The organism is Streptococcus suis (assembly GCA_022354845.1).
In the GTDB taxonomy this organism is placed as follows: Bacteria; Bacillota; Bacilli; order Lactobacillales; family Streptococcaceae; genus Streptococcus; species Streptococcus suis_AA.
The window spans coordinates 320,555-347,193 of the sequence record CP031970.1 but is presented as its reverse complement, the minus strand read 5'-3'; the positions used below and the strand labels follow the sequence as shown (position 1 = coordinate 347,193).

The 26,639-nt window shown below is 39.7% G+C and carries 14 protein-coding genes, 11 tRNA genes, 3 rRNA genes and 4 pseudogenes; 9 read left to right on the top strand and 23 right to left on the bottom strand.

All coding sequences use genetic code 11. The features are described from left to right. The first annotated feature begins 35 nt into the window (after positions 1-35). From D2A30_01860 to D2A30_01835, 6 genes and pseudogenes are all read left to right on the top strand, one after another. Positions 36-1,898, top strand: a pseudogene (locus tag D2A30_01860) (DUF87 domain-containing protein). Positions 1,899-1,951: 53 nt separating this feature from the next. Further along, the gene (locus D2A30_01855; protein ULL20431.1) at positions 1,952-2,251 is read left to right on the top strand and encodes a hypothetical protein; all 300 of its coding nucleotides are present in this window, start codon (positions 1,952-1,954) and stop codon (positions 2,249-2,251) included. A 57-nt stretch (positions 2,252-2,308) separates the two neighbouring features. Continuing rightward, positions 2,309-4,210 carry a hypothetical protein gene (locus D2A30_01850; protein ID ULL20430.1) on the top strand — a complete coding sequence of 634 codons (1,902 nt, stop codon included), beginning with the start codon at positions 2,309-2,311 and terminating at the stop codon, positions 4,208-4,210. A gap of 2 nt (positions 4,211-4,212) precedes the next feature. Beyond that, positions 4,213-5,316, top strand: coding sequence for a CHAP domain-containing protein (locus D2A30_01845; GenBank protein ID ULL20429.1), 1,104 nt, complete (start codon positions 4,213-4,215; stop codon positions 5,314-5,316). An 18-nt stretch (positions 5,317-5,334) separates the two neighbouring features. Then, complete coding sequence (locus D2A30_01840) at positions 5,335-5,583, top strand: DNA-binding protein (GenBank protein ULL20428.1); 249 nt, start codon at positions 5,335-5,337, stop codon at positions 5,581-5,583. Beyond that, on the top strand, positions 5,583-6,932 hold the full coding sequence (locus D2A30_01835; GenBank protein ULL20427.1) for a site-specific integrase: 1,350 nt from the start codon (positions 5,583-5,585) through the stop codon (positions 6,930-6,932). Before D2A30_01840 ends, D2A30_01835 begins: the two co-directional genes overlap by 1 nt. A gap of 99 nt (positions 6,933-7,031) precedes the next feature. Here the strand turns inward: D2A30_01835 and D2A30_01830 are convergent, their stop codons facing one another. The 6 genes and pseudogenes from D2A30_01830 to D2A30_01805 all read right to left on the bottom strand — a co-directional run bounded on the left by D2A30_01830 (position 7,032) and on the right by D2A30_01805 (position 13,192). Next, positions 7,032-7,913, bottom strand: coding sequence for a fructose-bisphosphate aldolase (locus D2A30_01830; protein ULL20426.1), 882 nt, complete (start codon positions 7,911-7,913; stop codon positions 7,032-7,034). Positions 7,914-8,133: 220 nt separating this feature from the next. Beyond that, positions 8,134-8,219 (bottom strand) — tRNA-Leu (locus D2A30_01825). Positions 8,220-8,437: 218 nt separating this feature from the next. Beyond that, on the bottom strand, positions 8,438-10,141 hold the full coding sequence (gene ilvD, locus D2A30_01820) for a dihydroxy-acid dehydratase (protein ULL20425.1): 1,704 nt from the start codon (positions 10,139-10,141) through the stop codon (positions 8,438-8,440). Between the two features lie 473 nt (positions 10,142-10,614). Beyond that, positions 10,615-10,827: pseudogene (locus D2A30_01815) on the bottom strand (PTS fructose transporter subunit IIA). Positions 10,828-10,915: 88 nt separating this feature from the next. Next, positions 10,916-11,401, bottom strand: coding sequence for a PTS mannose/fructose/sorbose transporter subunit IIB (locus D2A30_01810; GenBank protein ULL20424.1), 486 nt, complete (start codon positions 11,399-11,401; stop codon positions 10,916-10,918). 13 nt (positions 11,402-11,414) lie between these two features. Then, positions 11,415-13,192: pseudogene (locus D2A30_01805) on the bottom strand (beta-galactosidase). A gap of 217 nt (positions 13,193-13,409) precedes the next feature. Between D2A30_01805 and D2A30_01800 the strand changes: the two are divergent. Next, positions 13,410-14,120, top strand: coding sequence for a GntR family transcriptional regulator (locus tag D2A30_01800; GenBank protein ULL20423.1), 711 nt, complete (start codon positions 13,410-13,412; stop codon positions 14,118-14,120). A 111-nt stretch (positions 14,121-14,231) separates the two neighbouring features. Here D2A30_01800 and D2A30_01795 read toward each other — a convergent pair whose 3' ends face one another. The 4 genes from D2A30_01795 to recX form a co-directional block, all read right to left on the bottom strand. Next, on the bottom strand, positions 14,232-14,969 hold the full coding sequence (locus D2A30_01795; GenBank protein ID ULL20422.1) for a GntR family transcriptional regulator: 738 nt from the start codon (positions 14,967-14,969) through the stop codon (positions 14,232-14,234). Positions 14,970-15,124: 155 nt separating this feature from the next. Beyond that, positions 15,125-15,442 (bottom strand): hypothetical protein, encoded by a 318-nt coding sequence (locus tag D2A30_01790; GenBank protein ID ULL20421.1) that lies wholly within the window; start codon positions 15,440-15,442, stop codon positions 15,125-15,127. 55 nt (positions 15,443-15,497) lie between these two features. Continuing rightward, entirely contained in the window at positions 15,498-16,031 is a 534-nt protein-coding gene (locus D2A30_01785) for a DUF402 domain-containing protein (GenBank protein ID ULL20420.1), read from the bottom strand. Positions 16,032-16,107: 76 nt separating this feature from the next. Further along, positions 16,108-16,884: a recombination regulator RecX gene (gene recX, locus D2A30_01780; GenBank protein ID ULL20419.1), complete on the bottom strand. Its 777-nt coding sequence runs from the start codon at positions 16,882-16,884 to the stop codon at positions 16,108-16,110. Between the two features lie 37 nt (positions 16,885-16,921). On the opposite strand from recX, the gene rlmD reads away from it, so the two are divergent. Continuing rightward, a complete protein-coding gene (rlmD, locus tag D2A30_01775) occupies positions 16,922-18,277 on the top strand; it encodes a 23S rRNA (uracil(1939)-C(5))-methyltransferase RlmD (protein ULL20418.1) in 1,356 nt (451 codons plus the stop codon). Between the two features lie 120 nt (positions 18,278-18,397). After that, positions 18,398-19,713: pseudogene (locus D2A30_01770) on the top strand (transposase). 301 nt (positions 19,714-20,014) lie between these two features. Here the strand turns inward: D2A30_01770 and D2A30_01765 are convergent. From D2A30_01765 to D2A30_01705, 13 genes are all read right to left on the bottom strand, one after another. Beyond that, positions 20,015-20,088, bottom strand: a tRNA-Pro gene (locus D2A30_01765). Between the two features lie 44 nt (positions 20,089-20,132). Continuing rightward, positions 20,133-20,209: transfer RNA gene (locus tag D2A30_01760), tRNA-Arg, on the bottom strand. A 19-nt stretch (positions 20,210-20,228) separates the two neighbouring features. Continuing rightward, positions 20,229-20,312 (bottom strand) — tRNA-Leu (locus tag D2A30_01755). A gap of 6 nt (positions 20,313-20,318) precedes the next feature. Then, positions 20,319-20,390: transfer RNA gene (locus D2A30_01750), tRNA-Gly, on the bottom strand. A gap of 12 nt (positions 20,391-20,402) precedes the next feature. Then, positions 20,403-20,475, bottom strand: a tRNA-Thr gene (locus D2A30_01745). Between the two features lie 15 nt (positions 20,476-20,490). Then, a tRNA-Leu gene (locus D2A30_01740) sits at positions 20,491-20,572 on the bottom strand. 3 nt (positions 20,573-20,575) lie between these two features. Further along, positions 20,576-20,648, bottom strand: a tRNA-Lys gene (locus tag D2A30_01735). 38 nt (positions 20,649-20,686) lie between these two features. After that, positions 20,687-20,759 (bottom strand) — tRNA-Asp (locus D2A30_01730). Between the two features lie 113 nt (positions 20,760-20,872). Then, a tRNA-Val gene (locus D2A30_01725) sits at positions 20,873-20,945 on the bottom strand. Positions 20,946-21,074: 129 nt separating this feature from the next. After that, a 5S ribosomal RNA gene (gene rrf, locus D2A30_01720) occupies positions 21,075-21,190 on the bottom strand. A gap of 152 nt (positions 21,191-21,342) precedes the next feature. Further along, positions 21,343-24,246, bottom strand: a 23S ribosomal RNA gene (locus D2A30_01715). A gap of 301 nt (positions 24,247-24,547) precedes the next feature. Next, positions 24,548-24,620 (bottom strand) — tRNA-Ala (locus D2A30_01710). Positions 24,621-24,835: 215 nt separating this feature from the next. Next, a 16S ribosomal RNA gene (locus D2A30_01705) occupies positions 24,836-26,398 on the bottom strand. Together the 16S, 23S and 5S rRNA genes with 10 tRNA genes alongside form the textbook arrangement of a ribosomal RNA operon. Positions 26,399-26,639: the final 241 nt, after the last annotated feature.

Genomic DNA, 26,639 nt, shown 5'->3' with positions numbered 1-26,639 from the left:
TTATTCTTTATTTAAAACTTTGCAACAGAACCACTAACTCTATAGAAAATCTTGATGAGACCAACATTGAGTTTGAACATATCAATATCCTCAAGTTAAACAACCTAGGAGAAAGTTCTTATGTCGCTTTTTTGCCAATCAACAGTCTGCCTGAGAATATGTCTTACTTACACCTTCAAGAAGAGTTACAAGCACTTCGCTTTCCGGTTGAGTCGGATTTTAAAATTCAATTCTCTTTACCTAAAGGCGTCTTCTCACTGTTAGGAAAGGCAAAGCGTGCAAGACAACGACTAAAAAACACTATCTCAGAAGCAGAGGAAGTTGAGGACGTTCAAAAAGGATCTGTCATTAAGAGTAAATTCCTCTTAGAAGACCTACAAGGAAAATTTGATAAGAACGAACCATTAGTAACTTATTTACACACTCTAACAATCACTGCTTCTACTTTAGATGAGTTGAGAGCCAAATACGACCTTCTCTATGCGACTTTAAACCAACTTTCTGTTGAAGTTGTTCGGGCAAATGCAGATCAAGTCTATCTGTTTTATAAGAATCGAATGACTGAAACTTTATCCAGTGAAGATAGAAACTTCCTCCAGGCGATGTCCTTGGAAGCTTTTTGCGAAAATCTTTTCTTTATGACAAAGAAGGTAGGTACAGATATTGGGTTTTCTATTGGGCGTATCGACAACCAAATCGATTCCTGGCAAGGAGATTACAAAAAAGCTATTGAAGCATCTTCAATACCTGTCTTTACAAACCTTCTTCAAGCCAATAAATTAGGAGTCAAAGATAAGTCTACAAATAACCCACATGTAGCCATCATCGGTGAAACAGGTACAGGAAAGTCCTTCTTGACCAAATTACTATTCACCTATCATTCATTTCTAAAAACGAAAATCCTCTACATTGATCCCAAAGCAGAAATGCGGAAACAATATGAAAAAGTTCTAAAAGAACATGAGGAATCAGGCGATTTTGAAGAACTTCAGAATTACATCAAATCAATTAACTTTATTACTTTGGATGCTCGCTATGAAAAGAACCACGGTGTCTTAGATCCAATTGTCTTTCTAAAAGGTCAAGAGGCTCGTGACCTAGCAGACTCTATGATCGATACCCTTCTAGGCAAAGACAATAGCTTACGAATCCGAAATGCTTATTTAAAGAGTTTGGATAAATACCTTGCCAAACGGGAACGTGGCGAAAAGGTTGGCATGATTCATGTCTTTAAGGACCTAATGAAACATGATGACAAATCTATTCAAGAGGCTGGGGATTTCCTCTTAACAGCAGTCAATCAATCTATTCTAGCGCTTGGATTCTCAAATGGTCAAAATGAGGCTATTTCAGTTAATTCAAAAATTACAATCTTAGAAATCAATGGCCTTAACCTACCTAATGATAAATCCAATATTGACCTAACGCCTGATGATAAGAAAAGCCTAACAATTATGTACGCTTTAGGGTATTACTGTACCAAATTTGGAAAGCAAGATCGAACAGTTGAAACGATTGAGTTTTTCGATGAAGCATGGTTTTTCAATTCAACTACAGTTGGAAAACAAATTCTAAAACGGATGAAACGTGTTGGCCGATCTGAAAACAACTTCCTAGTATTTATCACCCAATCCGTCCATGACTTATCTAGTGAAGAAGATGGTACTGGTTTTGGTTCTGTCTTTGCTTTCTTAGAGGACACTGAAATTGATGCAGTGTTAGAGTATCTAAAGATACCGAAAAACACTACAACATCTGAATGGCTAGGCAATATGACCATGGCTCAATGTATTTTTCTAGATACCTTTGGTCGAAAAGAACGAATTACGGTTGATGGCATGTTCCCTGAAATCACCCAACTCTTTGATACTGTCGAAACAAAGTTGAAGGCTATTTAAATTTATGATTGACTACAATCATCTAATACTGAATATAAAAGGAGTTTACCTTTATGGACACACAAGAATTGCTAGATAATCTTCAAGATGAACTCTACAACCTAGAAATTCGTATTTCTAAGAATGTTTTCAAGGGTGAGATCCCTTCTGAATTAAAGAAATTTGTAGCAGATTTCCTGAAAATTTGTGAACAAAAAGAGTTTGATGTTGCTTTTGAGGTAATCGAGTCGATGTCTTCCCACACTCTTTTATTAGAACAAACACCTCTAGCGTCAGTTGAGTATGTTTCAACATCTATTAAATCATTTTATGAAGATTTCATAGAGCCTACTAAAATTGAATTATATGGATAACTAACTTATTTGCACCTTCATACAAGGTGCTTTTTATTTTAACTAGAAAGGAGTACAATGAATCCAAAAAGAATAAAACCTATTATTTTTCTATCGACTATCTTAACCTCGCTTGTTACAGGAATAAGTGTATTTGCTTCTGAAATTGATTACCAGTATGTCAAAGAGAATCTGTCACAAATTACTAGTAAAGTTTGGTTCAAAGATTCTTGGTTCGGTTTAGACACAACAATGCTATATCTTATTAACAAACTGGTCCAATCAGTCTTTTGGCTAGCTAAATTCTTCTTCACCATCTTTTCGTCTATCTATGAAAAATTGGTTTACTCTGCTGAACTTTTTGCAACTTATGTATCAGATATCATCACAGCAACGGCTTCTATTTTTTCAAGTTTACAAGGAGCGATGTTACCGTTTATTGGTGCAAGTATGGCACTATATTTATCCTATGTTTATTTTGTTAAACACGGTTCTTTCTTTAGAACGTTGATTCGACTCTTATTGGTCTTTACTTGTGGTATACTCTTCTTTTCAAAATATAGTGATGGATCTTATGTTGTTTCTCGCTTTTACACGAATACAGCTTCTATCACGACAAACTTATCATCTACAGTTACTAAAAGTTTAAATGGGACAGCCATAGATGCACCTAATACAGATGGTGCACTAACTGAATACTCAAAGTCTGCTATTTGGGTACCCTATACCTACATGAATTCAGATACTTCAGGAACTGACGGAAAGTTTAAATTGTCCGAAGAGCAACTTAAAAGCTTAGTCGCATATAACGATGGCGATGATGATTATAAAGTCAGTGATGGATCTGAAGAAACTAAAATTTCTGAGATTGCAGGCAGTGAAAAAGAACCTAAGAATAACATGTTAAAATCCAATTGGGGTGCTATGTTCTCATACGCCTTTGTAGCGGTTTTAGAGGCTTTACTAATGGGACTTATCTTAGTTTTCTTTGCGATTATGCAATTTATTCTGAATATCGCTATTCTGATACTATTAGTCTTTACACCATTTACCTTAATCTTTTCAATGATTCCAACCTTTGAAAAGATTCTCTTCAATATCATTAAAAAGCTTGGAGGAACAATCGTCCTAAGTGGATTAATGACATTTATTGCAACCATTGCTCTTTACTTCAATAGTGTCCTTACAGCTATCACAACAGCTATTGGCTTTGACAATATGATTGTTGGTTATGTTTTAAAAGCTATTGTCTTGGTTATCCTTTGGAAAAAGCGGAATTACTTCCTTTCTATTTTAACAGCAGATCGTATTCGCCATATCTCAAATCGTTTCACTCAGCGTGTTGATCAGGCTGGACGAAAGATACAAGAGAATACTTTAGGCAGAGTTCAGAAGAACTCTCAGGCCAAATTAGCAGTTGCAGGCAGTGTTCTAGCCGGTTCTACGACACTTGCTAAACAAGCAATCAAAACGAAATCAAGACAAGTTGCTGGTACTGCGTATCAATCCTCATCTAAAGCCATTTCAGACTCTCTAGCGCATTCTAAAGCTAGACGTGCTGAGTCCTTAGGGGAAAGCTATGCAGTTACGTTTAAAGAAGAAAAAGCGAATCAAGCTCACCGATCTGAACAAGTTTCAAGTGCAGTCCTAAATGTCAAAAAAGGCCTTAAAAATGCAGAGCATGGTATCTACTATGCCAAGTCCATTTCAACAGGCGATAATCGTGATAAAGTGAAAGCAAGTGAAGCTAAAAACCGTTCAGATGAGTTAGGTCAAGCGATTCAAATTAAACGAGAGAGAGTCTCTCAATTGAGACAATCTGCTTATAATCAGAAGTCTAAAGAAAGGCTTCAAGCACAGCGTCTAAACAGACAGAATAGGCCTCAGAGCCAATTTAAAACCTATCTTGAAAAAGAGTCCGCCATCAAGGAACAACTCGCTCAGATAAAACCTAGAAGCTTTAGAAAGCAGGAGGTTTAATTATGAAGTGGTTTGTTAAACGTTTTGGCTGTCTTACTCTATTACTAGCACCACTATTAGCGGTGCTTTTTCTTTTTATAGGTGCTGGTTCAACTTCAAACAGTGGGTCAGCTTCCACTCTAGACGGAGTTCAGTATGTAGACCATTGGTCAAATGGTGATGCCTATACTCACAACATTTTAATCCATCGATATGGTATTACTGCCGAACAACTTGATGGATTTCTAGATTCAACTGGAATTGCCTATGACAAAACCCGTATCAACGGTACAAAACTTTTAGAGTGGTCTAATAAATCAGGACTAGATGTTCGTGCTATAGTTGCTATCGCTCAGATGGAAAGTTCATTTGGGACTGCTGGTGTAGCAACTAAACCTGGAGCTAATATGTTTGGTTATGGAGCCTTTGACTCAAATCCTGACAATGCTTCAAACTATAATGATGAAACAGCGGTTGTTGCATTAACAAGAGTATCCATTATTAATAATCGTAATGAGACCTTTAAAATCCAAGATGAAAAAGCAAAGAAAAATGCCAATGGTACTGTGAACGTCGCTCGAGACGGAGGGGTATATTTTACGGACACCTCTGGTTCTGGAAAAGGACGTGCTGAGGTGATGGAAAAATTAGATAAATGGATAGATGAACATGGTGGAACTCCAGAACCACCTAAAACGTCTGGTTCAAGAACTGGAGGTGGAGTAACTTCTGGTAATATCCCTGCTGGTTATAATCTTACTAAAGCGATTGATAGTTCATCCTATATCACGAGTTCATACCCTTGGGGGCAGTGTACTTGGTTTGTTTGGAATCGAGGACGAGAACTCGGAATTACTTTTGATCCATACATGGGAAACGGTGGGGATTGGAAATACAAACCAGGCTATCAGACCACTAGAACACCAACCAAACATTCAGCAATCTGCTTTTCACCTGGTGAAGGCGGTTCTCATCCGTATTATGGACACATCGCCTTTGTGGAGCAAGTCAAGCCTGACGGTTCAATATTAATCTCTGAATCAAATGTTCAAGGTCTGGGGGTTATCTCGTATCGAGTCTTTGATGCACAAATAGCTAAACAATTCACTTATGTGATTGGGAAATAAAATTAGAAAGGAACTAATATGCTAAAAATAAAATATGTACCTGTGGAAAACTGTGAAGCAGAATGGGGAGATAAAATGGCTTTAATAAAACGATTTGAAGGATTAAAATTAAAAACCCTTAATAATCTACTAACTGAAATGAGACTACATCCAACTTTTGCAGAATATGTCATTAACTCTGGACATAGAACAGTGTGGATAAACTTCAATGGTTTTTTGATGTTTTTGCGATTTAGACAAAACAAAAGATATAAGGAGGTAAGTTGATGAATAATATCCGCCTCCACTCTATTGTTCAGAAGAGTATAAAAAAATCATCTAAAAAAGGTTATGTAGATGTTAAATTCAGGACCCGCTTTATTAACCCTCTAACAGAAAAAAGGCGTGAAATTCTCTCAGAATGGTATACTGTTCCAAATAAAGCAGATGAAAATGGAAAAATAAAAATATCTCCTCAAATAAAATCTTTAGTTTATAAGGAGCTCCAAATTAAAGCAAATGAAACGTTTGAAGAAATAACAAAAAAATCACTCAAAGATAAAGAAAATATAACTTTAAATGAAGTTTGGACCTTATGGCATCAAGAAAGATTAAATCAGAAGTTGGTTCAACCTAAAACATTAGCAGGTGAGGAGGGTAGGTATAGAAATCATATTCAAAAGTATATTCCTCAAGAGACCCTAATAAAAAATATCCCTACAAATTTAATTAAAAACTTTATCGATTCTTTATATCCTATCGGAAGTCACAAAAGAATAGCTCAAAGTGTAAAATCAGATTTATCATCTATTTTTAAATACGCAATTGCTAATAACTTTATCTCTCCAGACCAGAATCCTATGCCCTACATTACAATTGGCAAAAAAGGACTTGAGGAAGAGATTAAAATTCTTAAGGAGAAAAATATTGAAGATTATTACTTAGAGTCATCGGAACTTAGGGAGGTCTTAGAGATAGTTAAAAAATATAACGAACAATACGCAAGAATATTTGAGTTCCAGGCACTTACTGGTATGAGAATTAGTGAAGTTTTAGGCTTAAAAATTGAAACTATTGATTTTGATAAAAAAATAGCTTCTGTAATTAGAAGTCGAGCTACTCATTCTGGAGCTTCAGAATCTAATTACGAAGGAAATGTAAAAAACTTACAAAGCTATAGAAAGGTTCAACTTTCAGATAGAGCAATTGAGATACTTCGTGAAGAAATTGAAGAAAACATTAAGCATATTCAATTCAACCCTGACTACAAAGATAACGGTTGGATTTTTACATCTAAAAGTAAAAACAAACCAGATTTCAATGGATCCCCTTTACATTATAGTGTTCTAAATAATTTTCTAAACTCTTCTCAAAATGGGAAGAAGAATAAAAAAGGCAATCAAAGACGTGTCGGTATAAATATTGATGAAAAGATAAGTTTTAATAAACATATTTCAACTCATATCTTCAGGCATACTCATATAAGTTTTCTTGCAGAACAAGGCGTTCCACTTGAAGCTATTCAAGATCGAGTAGGGCATAATAGAGGAAGTAGAGTTACTAATATATATCTCCATGTAACTCAAAAGACAAAAGACACAATCACACCTCTAATTGATTCATTAACTCAGCAATAACTCATCAAAGTATTAATGGGGGCAAATTGGGGGCAAAATCATACTAAAAAGGCTTACCCTTTCGGATAAACCTTGATTTAATCATGTTTTATAAACTGATTAAGCTTTGTTTGCTGAACCGAATACGTCAATACGTTCTTCAACAGAAGCTTGGATAGCTTTCACGCCGTCTGCCAAGAATTTACGTGGGTCAAAGAGTTTTTTCTTATCGTATTCTGCTTCGTTTGCTTCATAAGCTGCTGCAAATTTACGAGTTGCGTTTGCGAATGCGATTTGGCACTCAGTATTAACGTTAACTTTAGCAACACCCAATTTGATTGCTGCTTGGATTTGCTCATCTGGAATACCAGAACCACCGTGCAATACGATTGGGAAACCAGGTACAGCTTCAGTCAATTTACGCAAGTGGTCAAGATCAAGACCTTCCCAGTTTGCTGGGTATGGGCCGTGGATGTTACCGATACCTGCTGCCAAGAAGTCAATACCAGTTTCAACCATTGCTACTGCATCTTCGATTGGAGCCAATTCACCGCTACCAACGATACCATCTTCTTCACCACCGATAGTACCTACTTCAGCTTCAACTGAGATACCTTTAGCGTGTGCCAATTCTACAACTTCTTTAGCTTTTGCAAGGTTTTCTTCTACTGGAAGGTGTGAACCATCAAACATGATAGAAGTATAACCAACTTCGATACATTCAAGAGCATCTTCGTAGTGACCATGGTCAAGGTGAATAGCAACTGGAACTGTGATGTTCATTGATTCAATCAAGTCTGCAATCAAGTTACGAGCTACTTTGTAACCACCCATGTACTTAGCTGCACCCATTGAAGTTTGGATAAGAACAGGAGCTTGTTTCGCTTCTGCTGCACGCAAGATAGCTTGAGTCCACTCAAGGTTGTTTGTGTTAAATCCACCAACTGCATAACCGTTTTCACGCGCTGCTTGGATAAATTTTTCTGCTGAAACTAATGGCATTTCGAAAGCCTCCTAATATTTTTTGAGGTTGCACCTCATACTCCTCTATTCTACCATTTTTATTTTGAAAATGCTAGTTGAAACCATATTTTTGAGAAAACTTTCACATGTATTTTCATGAAACTCCCTGCAAATTGGACAACAAACGGTAGAAAAGGGGGTAGTGTAACCACTCATATTATTACAAAACAAAAAAAGACTAGCCTCAGCTAGTCTACTATGCGGAGAGTGGGACTTGAACCCACACGACCTAAAGCGGTCACAGGATCCTTAGTCCTGCGCGTCTGCCAATTCCGCCATCCCCGCTCAACACAAGAATTAGTATAACATGAGGAGGGGGCCTTGTCAATACTTTTTAATTACTTTTTGAAATCTTTTGAGTTGATTTATGCTTGCAAAGTATTCCGCCCTCTAAGCAAAATATCATACAAAAAAGTATGTAAAAATCACAAAGAGGGCTAACCACTTTAAACGTGAGGAAAAGGAATCTACAAGAATTCCTTTTTCATTTTATACTAATTACTCTAGCGCTCTGCTTGGCGTTCTGCAAACTCCTCATCGGTCATCATCGAACCACCAAAGTTGGCCGAAGAAGCAAAACGTGTATAACGACGCAGCCAACCACTTGCTATTTTAGGCTTGAATGATTTTAAGTGACGACGACGTTCAGCAAGTACTTCATCATCCACAAGAACATCTATCGTGCGATTGATCAAATCAATCGCTATCTCATCTCCATCCTCTATCAAAGCAATATTTCCACCAGCAGCTGCCTCTGGAGAGACGTGACCAATCGCAATCCCTCTAGTTGCACCAGAGAAACGACCATCCGTTATAAGTGCAACATCTTTCCCCAAACCTCGACCGACAATTTTTGAAGTAGGAGCTAACATTTCTGGCATCCCAGGTCCGCCTTGTGGCCCCTCGTAACGAATCACAACAACATGACCTTTCTGAACTGTACCATTATCAATTGCCTCAAGCGCTTCATCTTGAGAATCAAAGCAAAGAGCCTCACCTTTAAATGTTTTTACAGAAGGGTCTACCCCACCTACCTTAATAACGGAACCATCTTGGGCAATATTCCCATAAAGAATGGATAAGCCACCAACTGGTGAGTATGGATGATCTAATGGATGAATAACCTCTTCATTCTTAATCTCACAACCTGAAACATTCTCTTTCAAAGTTCTACCGGTTACAGTTATGCGATCCCCTTTGATAGAACCATTCTTAATCAATTGATTGATAATCGCTGAAACCCCTCCCGCCTCATGTACATCATGCATAGTGTAAGCTGATGACGGAGATAATTTAGAGAGGTAAGGTGTTTTTTCAGCGATTTCATTAATATCTTTCAAATCATAGGGAATCCCAGCTTCTCTGGCAATGGCTAGCGTGTGTAATACTGTATTCGTTGACCCTCCCATTGCCATATCCAAAGCAAACGCATCATCTATTGCTTCTTTCGTTACAATGTCTCTAGGTTTAATATTCTTTTTAATATTTTCCATTAAGTATTTGGCAGCTTGGCGAACAAGTTCTCGTCGTTCATCCGACACTGCAAGAATTGTACCATTCCCTGGCAATGCAAGTCCCAATACCTCCATCAAACAATTCATTGAATTGGCTGTAAACATTCCCGAACAAGAACCGCAAGTCGGACAAGCATTTTTTTCTAGAAATTCAAACTCCTGTTCTGACATTTCCCCAGCTTGGTAGCTACCAACTGCCTCAAATAGACTAGAAAGGCTGGCATGATGCCCTGTCATATCGACACCACCCTTCATAGGTCCTCCAGAACAAAATACTGCCGGAACATTGGTTCGCATAGCTGCTAAAATCATTCCAGGGGTAATCTTATCGCAGTTTGGAATATAAAAAACTCCATCAAACCAATGCGCATTGATGACTGTTTCAGCCGCATCTGCTATCAATTCCCTTGAAGGCAAACTATATCTCATTCCAATGTGCCCCATGGCAATACCGTCATCAACTCCAATGGTGTTAAACTCAAACGGAATCCCACCAGCTTCCCTTATCGCTTCTTTTGCCACATCCGCCAACTCTCTCAAATGTACATGTCCAGGTACAATATCGATGTAGGAATTGCAAATCGCAATAAAGGGTTTTTGAAAATCCTTTGCAGACTTCACTTGTCCTGTCGCGTATAATAAGCCACGCGCAGGAGCCTTATCAATCCCGATTTTTATCATATCACTTCTCATTGGATTCTCCTTGTATTTAAAATGATTCCTCACATAACATGTTACCACTTTAAAAGTGAATGTCAATAAATTTTCAGAAAATTTGGTCATTTTTGTTTTTGATCTCTCTGTGAATGGATTCATTCACTGGCACATTATTCCTCTCCATAGATTAAGAATGGTAGGAAGGGGTTTCACAACATGATAGGATAGAGCAATGTATCAAGAAATATGATAAATGATACTCCATACAAAAAGAGACCAGGTTTCTCCAGTCTCAGGATACTTAAAGCAAATTTGACTACAGTATTATTTTTACTTGACGAAGATAATCTCCAACCGAAACAGTCTCTGACTTTCCTCGTTCTCCCGTTTCTAGGCTCGGGCTGAAACAGTCACTTGAACTTCCCTCGCTCTCCTATTTCTGGGCTCGGGCTTTCTGTGGTCACTTTCTTATTTCAAGGTGACCATCTGAAACAGTTCCCCGAACTGTTTCACTCCTCATCATCTTCGCTACTTGTTAATAAGGAATTGACATGAACTAAATTGCTTCTACCAAACTCCACATAGTCTACAGCTTCACCTAATAGAACGCCGTTCAAGAAACCAATGACCATAGGCATGTTCATACCTGCATATAGATCAAATTGACCACCATCGAGTAATTTCCGAGAAACTACATTAGCTGGTGTTCCCCCCAACAAATCTGGTAAGCAGAGTAGAGTGTTAAAAGTAATATTTGCCACCATTGCATAATAGTGATCCTCCTTTAAAATTTTTCAAAAAATCCGAATGTTATCTAACCTTATCCAATAATAGCATAAAGCCTTTAGGTGAATCGCCAGGAACCATTTGAGCGAAGAGCTTCACACCCTTAGCTGCCAATGCATCAAAATCTGCAATATCTTTATCTACCACATTGATTGAACGTGTGACAGACCGTGTTTCAGGAGTCTGAGACATATTCCCAACGTTATGTTCAGGAAGGCTTACACCATACTCCACTAGGCGAAGGAAATTTTCAGGACGACGTGCTGCAATAAGCAAGCGTTGAGTATCATATTTTCCTTCTTTAATATTATTTGCAGCTTTATCAATCGGTAAAATAGAAAGTTTTACCCCTGGAGGACAAGCCAACTTCAATCCTTGTTTTTCAAAGTCGCTTTGAGCAACTGCGTCATCAATTACCATAATACGACTAATATTCAATTTAGTCGTCCATAAGTTAGCAACTTGACCATGAATCAAACGACCATCGATACGTGTAGCAATAATTGCCATACTCATTTCTCCTTTATTTTAAATCTTTATAGATGGGTTCTTGAGAAAAAGATAATCTTTCTCTATATTTTCCTTCCGTCTCAAAGACGACTATTTCATTCTCTCCTTTCTTTAAGTATCCGTTTGGAATATAGAGATAGAGAATCGGTCCTTTTTCCCAGAAACGTCCAATATTTACATTGTTTACAAATACAACACCTTTACCAAAGACTATAATTTATATGTAAGCATCCGACAAATCTGACAAGTTACAAGTATAGCGATAGAATGCAGGCTGATTTTCTTGCCAAGTCTTACTATAATCAAGAGCTGAAATTGACTCAAGTGGTAGTGGATAGATTTTCCAGTTTCCAATAAAGTGCAGGTCTGCCATCGCTCCTCTTCCCAATCCTTTAGATTGAGTTGGAGCTGTTAGTTTGTGGCCGTAGTTGACACGTCCTATATTCTCCACAAGAATAGCTAAATCCAATTGCTTGCTTTTGAAATCTAGCGTAATGCCTTCACCAATCTCCGTTTGATATTGTGTTGTAACCTTACACCCATCAGCAAAAACATGAATCCGATCCCGACCATCAATCACACGAAAACGTTCTACTTCTTCCTTATCTTGTTCCAATTAGGTTTTATAGAGAATATAGCCAGTGGATTGATCAAATTGTTCCATATTCTTAGGATAGAATGAATGATAACACTCGCTGATGGTATCAATGGTTTCAAACAAACTAACTCTATTCACTAACTCAGCTGGCTCAAACGCCTTAGCTTTTTTCACTATTGGTTCTGCATAGTCTAATTCTGGATATCTTTCCATCATCAGCTTTTGAAGAATATAAAACTTCTGCGTTGGATTTCCAGCTTCATCTAGAATTGCACCATAATCATAAGATGTCACCTGAGACAAATCAATTTGACCTCGCGCAGAGCATCCATTCATGAAACCAAAGTTCGTACCTTCGTGAAACATGTAGAGATTAATCGAACCAAGTTCAATGCAATCCATGACTGACTGAGCTAGTTCTTCTGGCTCACGACGAATCACTTCATCACCCCAGCGATTGAACCATCCATCCCCAAAATCCCATGCACATCAGTGGCCAAGTCTTTTCATATTCATCAGAGAAAGCTTGCATCATCTGAAAATTTTCGTTCGCTCTTGAACCAAAATTTCCAGTGACCAATATATCATCAGTAATGAGTGAACCTGCACGCAAACAAGCTCTCCATAGACCATCTGATGTGAAGAACGGAGCAGTCAGACCATGTTTACGCATCAAATTCGCAACCGATTTTAAGTAGTCTTTTTCTTTACCATAGGAACCATACTCATTTTCAACTTGAAACATGAGAATGGTTCCTCCTTATGCGAGCTGGAACTTGTCTAATTTAGGAAGAAGAGAAGCGTAATATTCATCTAAGTGCTTCAAATACGTAGGATCACTCGAACGTACTTTCAGCTCTTCCTTCATCAACCAAGCGGGGAGTCCACCTCATTCCCACTCTGCACAAATATAGGGGGGAAGGACGTACAATTGCATAAAGCCCTAGTTCTTGAGCAATTCTTAGAAATCGTTCAACATCTAGAATTCCGTCAAAACAAAAATGTCATTTTTTAGACTCATGCAAATTCCAAGGAACATAAGTCTCAACCGTATTAAACCCAAGAGCCTTTAGGTTGAATAAAGAATGATACCAGTCATCTGGATGTACTCGAAAATAGTGAATTGCACCAGATAATATTTTAAATGGTTTTTCATCTAAATAGAATTGATCTTTTATCTGAAAATCACTCATTTCTACCTCCATGTAATCGTTTATTTTTTCTATCAGTATATCAACTCTTTCTTGCGGTTATGTCCAGTACTTTTGGAAAAAATTTTTATATTTTTTTAAGCAAATAGATGTAAAATAATAAATGGGTATTTTTGCTAAAAAAGCTCCGGAATCATACTAATATCTTTTGATTTTTGTTAGATAATTTAGTATACTAATCACAGAAAGGAGGTATAAAATGAAAGTCCCTAAATATCAACTAATCCAGAATAGTCTTCGTCAACAAATCATTTCGGGAAAATTTGAAAATGGTGATAAATTTTATACAGAAGCGGAATTAACGAAGTTATACAATGTAAGTTCAATTACTGTTATTCGGGCTGTCAATGAGTTAGTTAAAGATGGTTATTTAATTCGCCAACAAGGGAAGGGTACGTTTGTTTCCCGTTCGCGTAAGGGCCGTTTGGTTGAATTTTCAGATGTTGAAATTTTCCCACTTGAAAATGAGCAAGTAATTGTTCTTGCTTGTCAGAAGGGAAATGATACACGAATTCTCGAGAAATTGAACTTAGATAAGAATGACTACTATTATAAAATCGTTCGTATTCGTAAAGCCGACGGAATTCCATTTATTTATCATAATTCTTATATACCTCAACGTTATATTCAAACGCCTGATGCTCCCCTTGAACATTTCCAATCGATCTATCAGCGTCTAAAAATTGATTTTAATATCCACATGTTCGAAGAACCCTTTGTTGAAACAAACGAAGTAAGCTTCCCAACACCCGTGGAAATTGCTGAGGGGTTAGAAACTGATCCAAATCAACCAACTATTTTGCAGAATAAATTGACAACCAATAGTGCTAGTGGAGAAATTATCGAATATACTGAAACTTATAAACATTGGAAATACTATAAATTTGAAATCTCAGCGAATAACCGATAATTCCTATTGAAACAAACACTTTGCTTCCAATAAATAATAAAAAGATTGCATATAATGGTCATTAATCTGACTTTATATACAATCTTTTTATTATTTACATCATTTACAGAGTTAGTTCTCATTCATTGGCTTATGAACCATCCGATACCGAAATTGGTCAGCCCTCGCAATGCTAAACGTATACTCAATAATACGATTCTTATCATTGTATGATTTTCGTAACAAATGAAGGACAGGGCTGTTTCCCCTTACCCCCAAGAGCTTCGCTTCATTATCCAAGGCAATACTAGCATAAAACTCTTCGACAGCCATTCGAATAAATTGATTATATTTTTTAGAGAATACCTCGTATAATGCTGTATTGTCCAAATCTGCAATAGTTAGGCCATCAAATAAATAGGCAGGAATGTAGGTGCGCTCCAACATCATCGGAATACCATCTGCCAAACGTAGTCGTTCTAATTCATAAACATGTTCACCAATATCAATCATCAACTGCTGTGAAATATATTCCGAAGCTTCTATTTCTTGAAATGAAAGAATAATAGTTTGTGGCACCTTACCCATCACTTTCATTTGCTCGGTAAAGCTATAAACCTGAGATAAATCAACAGCTGGTTCTGAAATTTCCGAAACATAGGTCCCTTTACCATGTTTTTTATAGACCAAACCACGTTTTTCTAATTCTTGTAACGCAAGCCGAACTGTAATACGACTTACACCATATAAATGCGTTAATTCTCTCTCCGAAAACAATTTTTCATTTGGCACCATGCTTTCTCGAATTTTCACTTCCAACTCATCCACTAATTGTAAATAGAGTGGTTTTTCTTGGCCATTAATTGACATAGCGCAACCTCACTTCAACTAGGTATATCATATTATACTGTTATTATATCATTTTTTAATAAAATAGACTTTCCAAACCATAAAATGTTCATTCAGATGAGGAATCTAGTTTCCACTGGAAATACTTTAACTTGCATGACGAGTATGTTTGTTCATTAAATAAAACTAACTTCATCAGGCAATGTTATAGTTTCTTGTCCTTGCTTATCTACAACTAATACTGTAGAAGGATAAAATGGATCGAAACGACTTGACAAATCAACCGCCAACACATTTTTATACCGCTCTTGTGAGAAAACTAGGGTAATTTTACCACCTCGGTTTTTAATGGAAAATTGAATCACACTTTTCAAAGGGATAACTCCCTTTAAATAGTTATCAATGACGTACCAGAAACTATCAATCACTTCACCTGGGAGCGAAGTGACAATACCAAAACTTGCATATCTTCCTACCGTCCTATCAAATGCCATCTTTCTACCTCACAGTAAGAAAAAAGCCTGCTAAACAGGTTTTTCTTGAATAACTTTATCGACTTCTCAGTTCTAAATAGCGCTTATACCAGATATTTACATAGGCAGGAGAGAATGGCCCACGTTGATGATTAATCCAATCAACCAATATTTTTACATTTTCCTTCAAAATATAATCAATATCATCTGAATACTTCATATCCTTGCGATGTCGTTCATATTCATCCACATCAAGTAATCTTTTTTCACCATCTGCAAAGACTTTCACATCCAAATCATAATCAATATATTTGAGTGCTTCGTTGTCTAATACAAACGGACTAGCAAGATTACAATAATAAGATACACCATTTTCACGAATCATTGCAATGATATTAAACCAGTATTTTTTATGAAAATATACGATAGCTGGTTCTCTTGTTACCCAACGTCTGCCATCATTTTCTGTCACTAAAGTATGATTATTGACTCCAATGATTGCATGTTCTGTTGTCTTTAATACCATGGTATCACGCCAAGTGCGATGGATTTTTCCGTCATGCTTATAACTTTGAATTGTAATAAAGTCACCTTCTCTTGGTAATTTCACACTGTTACCAACTTTCTACAATTTCAATTTATCTTCATTATTATATCATATTTTTGACACATGTGAAAATATTTCATCACAGATAATTCCTAAGGACTGCCTGAATCTGATCAAACTCGAAACCTTTCCTTGCTAAAGCCTGAATCAAACGTTGCTTCAACTCATATCCATCATATTTTCGACTATATTTTCGATACAGTTTCTCTAATTCCTTACTAATTAAATCGGCTTCCATATTGTCATCTGCAGAAATATCTAACTGACCAACCGTTTTTCTTGCCAAGTCATAGGTAAAACCCTTATTCATTAATCCTTGAACAATCTTATCCTGCAGAGCTCGAATAGGTAATTTATCCTGATACTTTCTAAGCAATTTTTCAGCAACCTTTTCAATCAGATTAGAAAAATCTACCTCAACTAAACAACTATCAATAACAGATTTAGAAATCCCTTTCGTTATTAATTTCTGCCGAATCAGAGCCGGACCCTTGTCACCATTCAACCCATTTTGACGAACGTAGGTTTCCACATAACTCTTATCATCAATCCATCTCTCTTCTTCTAGCGCGGTAATAATCTTTACAGCATTTGCTTCTTTAATTTCATATTTTTTTAAATAATTCAACACTTCTTTTTTTGTTCGTTGTTTGAAAGATAGAAAGTATAATGCTATATTTTTTCCATAAGAGAATTGAGCAAAATCACGAATTTCTTGAAGTTCATTTTCTGTGATTTCCTTATCCTTACTTAGCATAAAACGAACAATGGTATCCTCAGTAATATACAAAGACTCTTGACCATCAAGCTCTAATAAATATAGTCTTTTTTTCTTTTCAATTTTTGTTATTCTCATTCTTTCATTATACAGGAATTTTCGGTAAAATAATAATATGAATCTAAAAGTTAATCAACGAATCCCCTTAAAAATTAAACGAATGGGCATCAATGGAGAAGGAATAGGTTTTTATCAAAAAACGCTTGTCTTTGTTCCCGGTGTTCTTAAAGGTGAAGAAATATATTGTCAAATTACCTCAATCAAACGGAATTTTGTTGAGGCAAAGTTATTGAAAATCAACAAGCAATCCAAATTCCGTGTCACACCACCTTGTGCTATTTATGAAGCCTGTGGCGGTTGCCAAATCATGCACCTCCGCTATGATAAGCAATTGGATTTTAAAAAAGACTTGCTACAGCAAGCACTTAAAAAATTCAAACCTTCTGGCTACGAACAATACACCATCCATCCAACCATTGGAATGGATCAGCCCAGCCACTACCGTGCTAAATTACAATTTCAAACTCGTACTACTAAAGGCAGCGTCAAAGCTGGATTATATGCAGAAAATTCACATCGTCTAATTGGAATTACTGACTGTTATGTCCAGGATCAAGAAACACAGAGAATTATTAACAGTGTTGCGGAACTCCTCGCTAAGCACCGTATCCCAATTTACAACGAACGCAAGGAACAAGGTGTTCGCACTGTCATGGTACGTAGAGCTAGTCAGACGGGACAAGTCCAACTAATTTTTATCACCTCTTGTCAAGTTAATCTAATCAAACTAATTGATGAACTCATCAGTCAGTTTCCAAGTATCGTTACAATAGCCTTAAACTGGAACAGACAAAAAACAAGTGAAGTCTATGGCGAAAAAACTGAAATACTGTGGGGGAAACAAGCTATTGATGAGGCTGTTTTGGACTATGAATTTTCTCTATCACCTCGGGCATTTTACCAATTAAATCCCCAGCAAACCGAAGTACTTTACAATGAAGCAGTAAAAGCCTTGGATATTTCTGGAGACGAAGACCTCATTGATGCCTACTGCGGAGTAGGTACGATTGGCTTTGCCTTTGCCAGAAAAGTCAAATCATTACGTGGTATGGATATTATTCCCGAAGCAATTGAAGATGCAAAAGCAAATGCTAGACAAATGGGCCTAACGAATGCACATTATGAAGCCGGTAAAGCAGAAGACATAATTCCAAAATGGTATCAAGAAGGATATCACGCAGATGCACTCATTGTTGATCCTCCACGGACTGGAATAGACGAAAAACTCCTAAAAACAATCCTTAAGTACAAACCATCAAAAATGGTCTATGTTTCTTGTAATGTTTCAACACTTGCAAGAGACCTGGTTGAATTAACTAAATCCTACCAGGTTGAATATATTCAATCTGTTGACATGTTCCCTCATACCGCTAGAACAGAGGCGGTTGTGAAATTAACAAAAACCGAGTAACTCATCATCATGTAGTCCGAATGCCACTATTCGGACTTTTTTCTCTAAAATTTAAAAATAAAAAAAGTCCCATATGACCTATAATGAAAAGCGTTCAACTAAATCATTAGAAAGACTCATATGGAACAACTAAATCTTATCACAAATTTTCTTAGAATTAAAGACCAAAATATCACTATCACTGATGAATATGATATGGGAACTCACTTAGAACTCCACGGTCACTTGGATTACACAGCCCCTAAATGTCGGACTAATGGCTAAATATGATTTCCAGAAAGCCTCTAAGATCCCCTACCTAGAAACAGCTGGCTATCCACTCCTTTTCCACCTTAAAAAGCGTCGTTTCAAGTGTAAAGATTGCGGAAAAATGGCGGTCGCTGAAACTCCTCTTGTCAAGAAGAACCACCAAATCTCTGTCGCTGTTAACCAGAAAATCGCACAATTACTCATCGAAAATCAAGCAATGCAACATATTGCACACAGGCTATCTATCTCAACATCATCAGTTATGAGAAAGCTCAATGAGTTCAAGTTTGAAACGGATTGGAATATCCTACCTGAGGTGATGAGTTGGGACGAGTATGCCTTCAAGAAGGGGAAAATGAGCTTCATCGCTCAAGATTTCGACTCACTAAATGTCATCGCCATTCTCGACGGAAGAACCCAAGCAACCATCCGAAACCACTTTCTACGCTATCCTAGAAAGGTTAGAAATCGGGTCAAAGTGATTACCATGGATATGTTTAGTCCCTATTATCAACTTGCTAACCCCTTCGCTCTTCTATTTCTGAGCTCAGGCTGAAACAGTCTATTCCCAGACTGTTTCACTCCCCAATGCAAAAATTGTACTCGACCGCTTTCATATCGTGCAACATCTTAGTCGAGCTATGAACCGTGTCCGTATTCAAATTATGAATCAATTCGACAGAAAATCGCAGGAATACCGAGCCTTGAAACGCTACTGGAAATTGATACAACAAGATAGCCGTAAACTCAGCGATAAACGATTTTATCGCCCTATGTTTCGAATGCATTTGACTAACAAGGAAATACTGGAAAAACTCCTGTCTTTCTCCGAGGAACTACGACAGCACTATGAACTCTATCAATTGCTCTTATTCCATTTCCAAGAGAAGAACTCAAACCATTTCTTTGACCTCATCGAACAGGAAATAGCTACTGTTAATCCTATTTTCCAGACGGTATTTAAGACATTTTTAAAGGATAAAGATAAGGTTTTAAACGCCATGGAATTGCCTTATTCCAACGCCAAACTGGAAGCTACAAATAATCTCATCAAAGTCATTAAGAGAAATGCCTTTGGTTTCAGGAACTTTGAAAACTTTAAAAAACGGATTTTGATTGCTTTGAACAGTGAAAAGGGCTGGGGAGAGCCCTTTTCAGCTTATCTCCTAAAAACAAGAAAGAGATAAAGAAAGAGAGAACGAAGTTCGTCCTCTCTAGGTGTTAGCTTTTCATCTACACACTACAGTTGACAAAGAGCCTAAAATTTAAAAATAAAAAAAAAGAGAACCTTGAGTTCTCTGGATTAATCGGGAAGACAGGATTCGAACCTGCGACACCTTTTATCTCCTAAAAACAAGAAAGAGATAAAGAAAGAGAGAGCGAAGTTCGTCCTCTCCAGGTGTTAGCTTTTCATCTACCCACTACAGTTGACAAAGAGCATAAAATTTAAAAATAAAAAAAAAGAGAACCTTGAGTTCTCTGGATTAATCGGGAAGACAGGATTCGAACCTGCGACACCTTGGTCCCAAACCAAGTACTCTACCAAGCTGAGCTACTTCCCGATATCATTAAAAATAAAGCTCCCCTAACGTCTCCATTAAGCGAGTGATGCACCCTAGAGGAGTCGAACCTCTAACCGCCTGATTCGTAGTCAGGTACTCTATCCAATTGAGCTAAGGGTGCTAACTATATATGTAGTCCATGCCGAGGACCGGAATCGAACCGGTACGATGTTGCCATCGCAGGATTTTAAGTCCTGTGCGTCTGCCAGTTCCGCCACCCCGGCTCTTAAAGCGAACGACGGGATTCGAACCCGCGACCCCCACCTTGGCAAGGTGGTGTTCTACCACTGAACTACGTTCGCAATTCTTCTGAATGCCGGCTACATGACTTGAACACGCGACCCTCTGATTACAAATCAGATGCTCTACCAACTGAGCTAAGCCGGCCTATCTCTATTTCTATGCGGGTTAAGGGACTTGAACCCCCACGCCCGAAAGCGCCAGATCCTAAATCTGGTGCGTCTGCCAATTCCGCCAAACCCGCATATGACTCGTGCTGGGCTCGAACCAGCGACCCATTGATTAAAAGTCAATTGCTCTACCAACTGAGCTAACGAGTCTTATATCTTTCTTTGAATTGTACCACAAACAATCCGAACGGTCCCGACGGGAATCGAACCCGCGATCTTCGCCGTGACAGGGCGACGTGATAACCGCTACACTACGGGACCTATCTGTACTCAAGCTAAAATCCTAGTGAAAAAAATTAACTTTCTAGAGTCATTCACTCTGTGTCAGTTTCCTATTTTCATTCGGATTTATTAACGCTTTTAGTAACATGATATGGGAGTTAACGGGATCGAACCGCTGACCCTCTGCTTGTAAGGCAGATGCTCTCCCAGCTGAGCTAAACTCCCAATGGGTGGGACTTAGCTCAGCTGGGCAATGAAGAAAACTTCGTCTTCCTCATCTCCAACTTGAAAGCTCGATTGCCTCTCACTTTCAACTAAGCTAAACTCCCATATGGAGATTTCTCTCCAAATCTTGCTAAGCGACTACCGTATCTAACAGGGGGCAACCCCCAACTACTTCAGGCGTTCTAGGGCTTAACTGCTGTGTTCGGCATGGGTACAGGTGTATCTCCTAGGCTATCGTCACTTAACTACTGAGTCTTGTCAACTCAAAATTGAATATCTATATTCTAACAAGAAAAACCAACGCTGTCAATATTGACTCGTGAGTATTTGTACTCGAACTAAAAAGCTACTGATTTAGATAAATCATACGCTTTTCTTTACGTTCTCTTTACTTATTCTTGGATAAGTCCTCGAGCGATTAGTATTGGTCCGCTACATGTGTCGCCACACTTACACTTCCAACCTATCTACCTGATCTTCTCTCAGGGCTCTTACTAACTTAATGTTATGGGAAATCTCATCTTGAGGTGGGCTTCACACTTAGATGCTTTCAGCGTTTATCCCTTCCCTACATAGCTACCCAGCGATGCCTCTGGCGAGACAACTGGTACACCAGCGGTAAGTCCACTCTGGTCCTCTCGTACTAGGAGCAGATCCTCTCAAATTTCCTACGCCCGCGACGGATAGGGACCGAACTGTCTCACGACGTTCTGAACCCAGCTCGCGTGCCGCTTTAATGGGCGAACAGCCCAACCCTTGGGACCGACTACAGCCCCAGGATGCGACGAGCCGACATCGAGGTGCCAAACCTCCCCGTCGATGTGAACTCTTGGGGGAGATAAGCCTGTTATCCCCAGGGTAGCTTTTATCCGTTGAGCGATGGCCCTTCCATACGGAACCACCGGATCACTAAGCCCGACTTTCGTCCCTGCTCGAGTTGTAGCTCTCGCAGTCAAGCTCCCTTATACCTTTACACTCTGCGAATGATTTCCAACCATTCTGAGGGAACCTTTGGGCGCCTCCGTTACCTTTTAGGAGGCGACCGCCCCAGTCAAACTGCCCGTCAGACACTGTCTCCGTAGATGATTAACCTACCGGGTTAGAGTAGCCATAACACAAGGGTAGTATCCCAACAGCGCCTCAATCGAAACTGGCGTCCCGATTTCATAGGCTCCTACCTATCCTGTACATGTGGTACAGATACTCAATATCAAACTGCAGTAAAGCTCCATGGGGTCTTTCCGTCCTGTCGCGGGTAACCTGCATCTTCACAGGTACTAAAATTTCACCGAGTCTCTCGTTGAGACAGTGCCCAAATCATTACGCCTTTCGTGCGGGTCGGAACTTACCCGACAAGGAATTTCGCTACCTTAGGACCGTTATAGTTACGGCCGCCGTTTACTGGGGCTTCAATTCAGATCTTCGCTTACGCTAAACCCTCCTCTTAACCTTCCAGCACCGGGCAGGCGTCACCCCCTATACATCATCTTACGATTTAGCAGAGAGCTGTGTTTTTGATAAACAGTTGCTTGGGCCTATTCACTGCGGCTGACTAAAAGTCAGCACCCCTTCTCCCGAAGTTACGGGGTCATTTTGCCGAGTTCCTTAACGAGAGTTCTCTCGCTCACCTGAGGCTACTCGCCTCGACTACCTGTGTCGGTTTGCGGTACGGGTAGTGTATACTTATCGCTAGAAGCTTTTCTTGGCAGTGTGACGTCACTAACTTCGCTACTTAATTTCGCTCCCCATCACAGCTCAATGTTACAGATACAAGCATTTGACTCATATCACACCTCACTGCTTAGACGGGCTCTTCCATTCGCCCGCTTTAGTTAGCCTACTGCGTCCCTCCATCACTATATACACTAGTACAGGAATATCAACCTGTTGTCCATCGGATACACCTTTCGGTCTCTCCTTAGGTCCCGACTAACCCAGGGCGGACGAGCCTTCCCCTGGAAACCTTAGTCTTACGGTGGATGGGATTCTCACCCATCTTGCGCTACTCATACCGGCATTCTCACTTCTATGCGTTCCAGCACTCCTCACGGTATACCTTCTTCACACATAGAACGCTCTCCTACCATAACACTTTCGTGTTATCCACAGCTTCGGTAAATTGTTTTAGCCCCGGTACATTTTCGGCGCAGGGTCACTCGACTAGTGAGCTATTACGCACTCTTTGAATGAATAGCTGCTTCTAAGCTAACATCCTAGTTGTCTGTGCAACCCCACATCCTTTTCCACTTAACAATTATTTTGGGACCTTAGCTGGTGGTCTGGGCTGTTTCCCTTTCGACTACGGATCTTAGCACTCGCAGTCTGACTGCCGACCATAAATCATTGGCATTCGGAGTTTATCTGAAATCAGTAAACCGAGATGGCCCCCTCATCCAAACAGTGCTCTACCTCCAAGATTCTCAATGTCGACGCTAGCCCTAAAGCTATTTCGGAGAGAACCAGCTATCTCCAAGTTCGTTTGGAATTTCTCCGCTACCCACAAGTCATCCAAGCACTTTTCAACGTGCCCTGGTTCGGTCCTCCAGTGCGTCTTACCGCACCTTCAACCTGCTCATGGGTAGGTCACATGGTTTCGGGTCTACGACATAATACTAATCCGCCCTATTAAGACTCGGTTTCCCTACGGCTCCGTCTCTTCAACTTAACCTCGCATCATATCGTAACTCGCCGGTTCATTCTACAAAAGGCACGCTCTCACCCATTAACGGGCTCGAACTTGTTGTAGGCACACGGTTTCAGGTTCTATTTCACTCCCCTTCCGGGGTTCTTTTCACCTTTCCCTCACGGTACTGGTTCACTATCGGTCACTAGAGAGTATTTAGGGTTGGGAGATGGTCCTCCCAGATTCCGACGAGATTTCGCGTGTCTCGCCGTACTCAGGATACTGCTAGGTATAAAGACTATTTCAAATACGAGGCTGTTACTCTCTTTGGCCTACCTTCCCAGGTAGTTCTTCTATACTCTTTAAGTCCACTTTGCAGTCCTACAACCCCGAGGAGTAAACTCCTCGGTTTGCCCTCCTGCCGTTTCGCTCGCCGCTACTAAGGCAATCGCTTTTGCTTTCTCTTCCTGCAGCTACTTAGATGTTTCAGTTCACTGCGTCTTCCTCTTCACTACCTTAACAGTAGTGAGTGACAGGCTTTACCTGCCGGGTTCCCCCATTCGGACACCCCTGGATCATTGCTTACTTACAGCTCCCCAAGGCATTTCGTCGTTAGTCACGTCCTTCTTCGGCTTCTAGTGCCAAGGCATCCACCGTGCGCCCTTATTAACTTAACCTTATTAACCTAATTTTTTCAAAAATTAGAAAACTCATTAAATATTCACAGCGTTTTCGGTTTATTTTCTTGTTACTATTTCTTTATGTATCTTTTCAAATACATAAGGATTGTTTGATAGATATTCAATTTTCAATGGACAAGTTTAGGATATGAACGACGGTCGCTTCTGCGAAACTTCTGTAGAAAATTAGGAATCTGACAATGTGTGTCTTGCACACAAGGAAGATGATCTATTTTCCTAAGAAGTTAGTCGTGAATTCAACTTCACTGTTATTCAGTTTAGTAGGATTTCTATCCTAATGGAGCCTAGCGGGATCGAACCGCTGACCTCCTGCGTGCAAAGCAGGCGCTCTCCCAGCTGAGCTAAGGCCCCACGTATAATTACGTGTTTACTGTATTGTTAAATAATATTAAGGGACTTTTGAGAAGTCAAATTGTATTCGAACTAAAATCCTAGTGAAAAAGATAAACTTCTTTGTGTGTTGAACACACTACGTCAGTTTCCTATTTTCATACGGATTTCTTAACGTTCTCATTACTTGGTTCAAAACCTCTCAAAATTAAAGAAGACTAACGTACAGGTTCCTTTTCCTTAGAAAGGAGGTGATCCAGCCGCACCTTCCGATACGGCTACCTTGTTACGACTTCACCCCAATCATCTATCCCACCTTAGGCGGCTGGCTCCAAATGGTTACCTCACCGACTTCGGGTGTTACAAACTCTCGTGGTGTGACGGGCGGTGTGTACAAGGCCCGGGAACGTATTCACCGCGGCGTGCTGATCCGCGATTACTAGCGATTCCGACTTCATGTAGGCGAGTTGCAGCCTACAATCCGAACTGAGACTGGCTTTAAGAGATTAGCTTGTCGTCACCGACTTGCGACTCGTTGTACCAGCCATTGTAGCACGTGTGTAGCCCAGGTCATAAGGGGCATGATGATTTGACGTCATCCCCACCTTCCTCCGGTTTATTACCGGCAGTCTCGCTAGAGTGCCCAACTGAATGATGGCAACTAACAATAGGGGTTGCGCTCGTTGCGGGACTTAACCCAACATCTCACGACACGAGCTGACGACAACCATGCACCACCTGTCTCCAGTGTTCCGAAGAAAAATCCTATCTCTAGGACGGTCACTGGGATGTCAAGACCTGGTAAGGTTCTTCGCGTTGCTTCGAATTAAACCACATGCTCCACCGCTTGTGCGGGCCCCCGTCAATTCCTTTGAGTTTCAACCTTGCGGTCGTACTCCCCAGGCGGAGTGCTTAATGCGTTAGCTGCGGCACTGAGTCCCGGAAAGGACCCAACACCTAGCACTCATCGTTTACGGCGTGGACTACCAGGGTATCTAATCCTGTTCGCTCCCCACGCTTTCGAGCCTCAGCGTCAGTTACAGACCAGAGAGCCGCTTTCGCCACCGGTGTTCCTCCATATATCTACGCATTTCACCGCTACACATGGAATTCCACTCTCCCCTTCTGCACTCAAGTTTGACAGTTTCCAAAGCATACTATGGTTAAGCCACAGCCTTTTACTTCAGACTTATCAAACCGCCTGCGCTCGCTTTACGCCCAATAAATCCGGACAACGCTCGGGACCTACGTATTACCGCGGCTGCTGGCACGTAGTTAGCCGTCCCTTTCTGGTAAGTTACCGTCACTGTGTGAATTTTCCACTCTCACACACGTTCTTCTCTTACAACAGAGCTTTACGATCCGAAAACCTTCTTCACTCACGCGGCGTTGCTCGGTCAGGGTTCCCCCCATTGCCGAAGATTCCCTACTGCTGCCTCCCGTAGGAGTCTGGGCCGTGTCTCAGTCCCAGTGTGGCCGATCACCCTCTCAGGTCGGCTATGTATCGATGCCTTGGTGAGCCGTTACCCCACCAACTAGCTAATACAACGCAGGTCCATCTCATAGTGAAGCAATTGCTCCTTTCAAGCATTTACCATGTGATAAATACTGTTATGCGGTATTAGCTATCGTTTCCAATAGTTATCCCCCGCTATGAGGTAGGTTACCTACGCGTTACTCACCCGTTCGCGACTCATGATTAATGGTGGAGCAAGCTCCGGTATCAATCATGCGTTCCACTTGCATGTATTAGGCACGCCGCCAGCGTTCGTCCTGAGCCAGGATCAAACTCTCATTAAAAGTTTTGATTCAAACTCAAGCTATTGCTAGCTTTCCGTTTTATTGTTTTTTGTTTTGTCATTGACGATTTATCCTTAGATAAATCACCCTGCACGTTTGGTTCGTCTTCTTTAATTTTCAAAGGTCTTGTCGTTGTCACGTCCTTGCGACAACTATATTAGTATATCACTTCTTCAAGGTCTTGTCAATACTTTTTTGAAACTTTTTTTCGTTCCCTTTGTATCGATCGCCCTCAAGAGA

Bases quoted from the DNA above. Each gene is read 5' to 3' on its own strand.
- D2A30_01855 (ULL20431.1), top strand. From the start codon at position 1,952: ATGGACACACAAGAATTGCTAGATAATCTTCAAGATGAACTCTACAAC.
- D2A30_01850 (ULL20430.1), top strand. From the start codon at position 2,309: ATGAATCCAAAAAGAATAAAACCTATTATTTTTCTATCGACTATCTTA.
- D2A30_01845 (ULL20429.1), top strand. From the start codon at position 4,213: ATGAAGTGGTTTGTTAAACGTTTTGGCTGTCTTACTCTATTACTAGCA.
- D2A30_01840 (ULL20428.1), top strand. From the start codon at position 5,335: ATGCTAAAAATAAAATATGTACCTGTGGAAAACTGTGAAGCAGAATGG.
- D2A30_01835 (ULL20427.1), top strand. From the start codon at position 5,583: ATGAATAATATCCGCCTCCACTCTATTGTTCAGAAGAGTATAAAAAAA.
- D2A30_01830 (ULL20426.1), bottom strand. From the start codon at position 7,913: ATGCCATTAGTTTCAGCAGAAAAATTTATCCAAGCAGCGCGTGAAAAC.
- ilvD (ULL20425.1), bottom strand. From the start codon at position 10,141: ATGAGAAGTGATATGATAAAAATCGGGATTGATAAGGCTCCTGCGCGT.
- D2A30_01810 (ULL20424.1), bottom strand. From the start codon at position 11,401: ATGGCAATTATTGCTACACGTATCGATGGTCGTTTGATTCATGGTCAA.
- D2A30_01800 (ULL20423.1), top strand. From the start codon at position 13,410: ATGAAAGTCCCTAAATATCAACTAATCCAGAATAGTCTTCGTCAACAA.
- D2A30_01795 (ULL20422.1), bottom strand. From the start codon at position 14,969: ATGTCAATTAATGGCCAAGAAAAACCACTCTATTTACAATTAGTGGAT.
- D2A30_01790 (ULL20421.1), bottom strand. From the start codon at position 15,442: ATGGCATTTGATAGGACGGTAGGAAGATATGCAAGTTTTGGTATTGTC.
- recX (ULL20419.1), bottom strand. From the start codon at position 16,884: ATGAGAATAACAAAAATTGAAAAGAAAAAAAGACTATATTTATTAGAG.
- rlmD (ULL20418.1), top strand. From the start codon at position 16,922: ATGAATCTAAAAGTTAATCAACGAATCCCCTTAAAAATTAAACGAATG.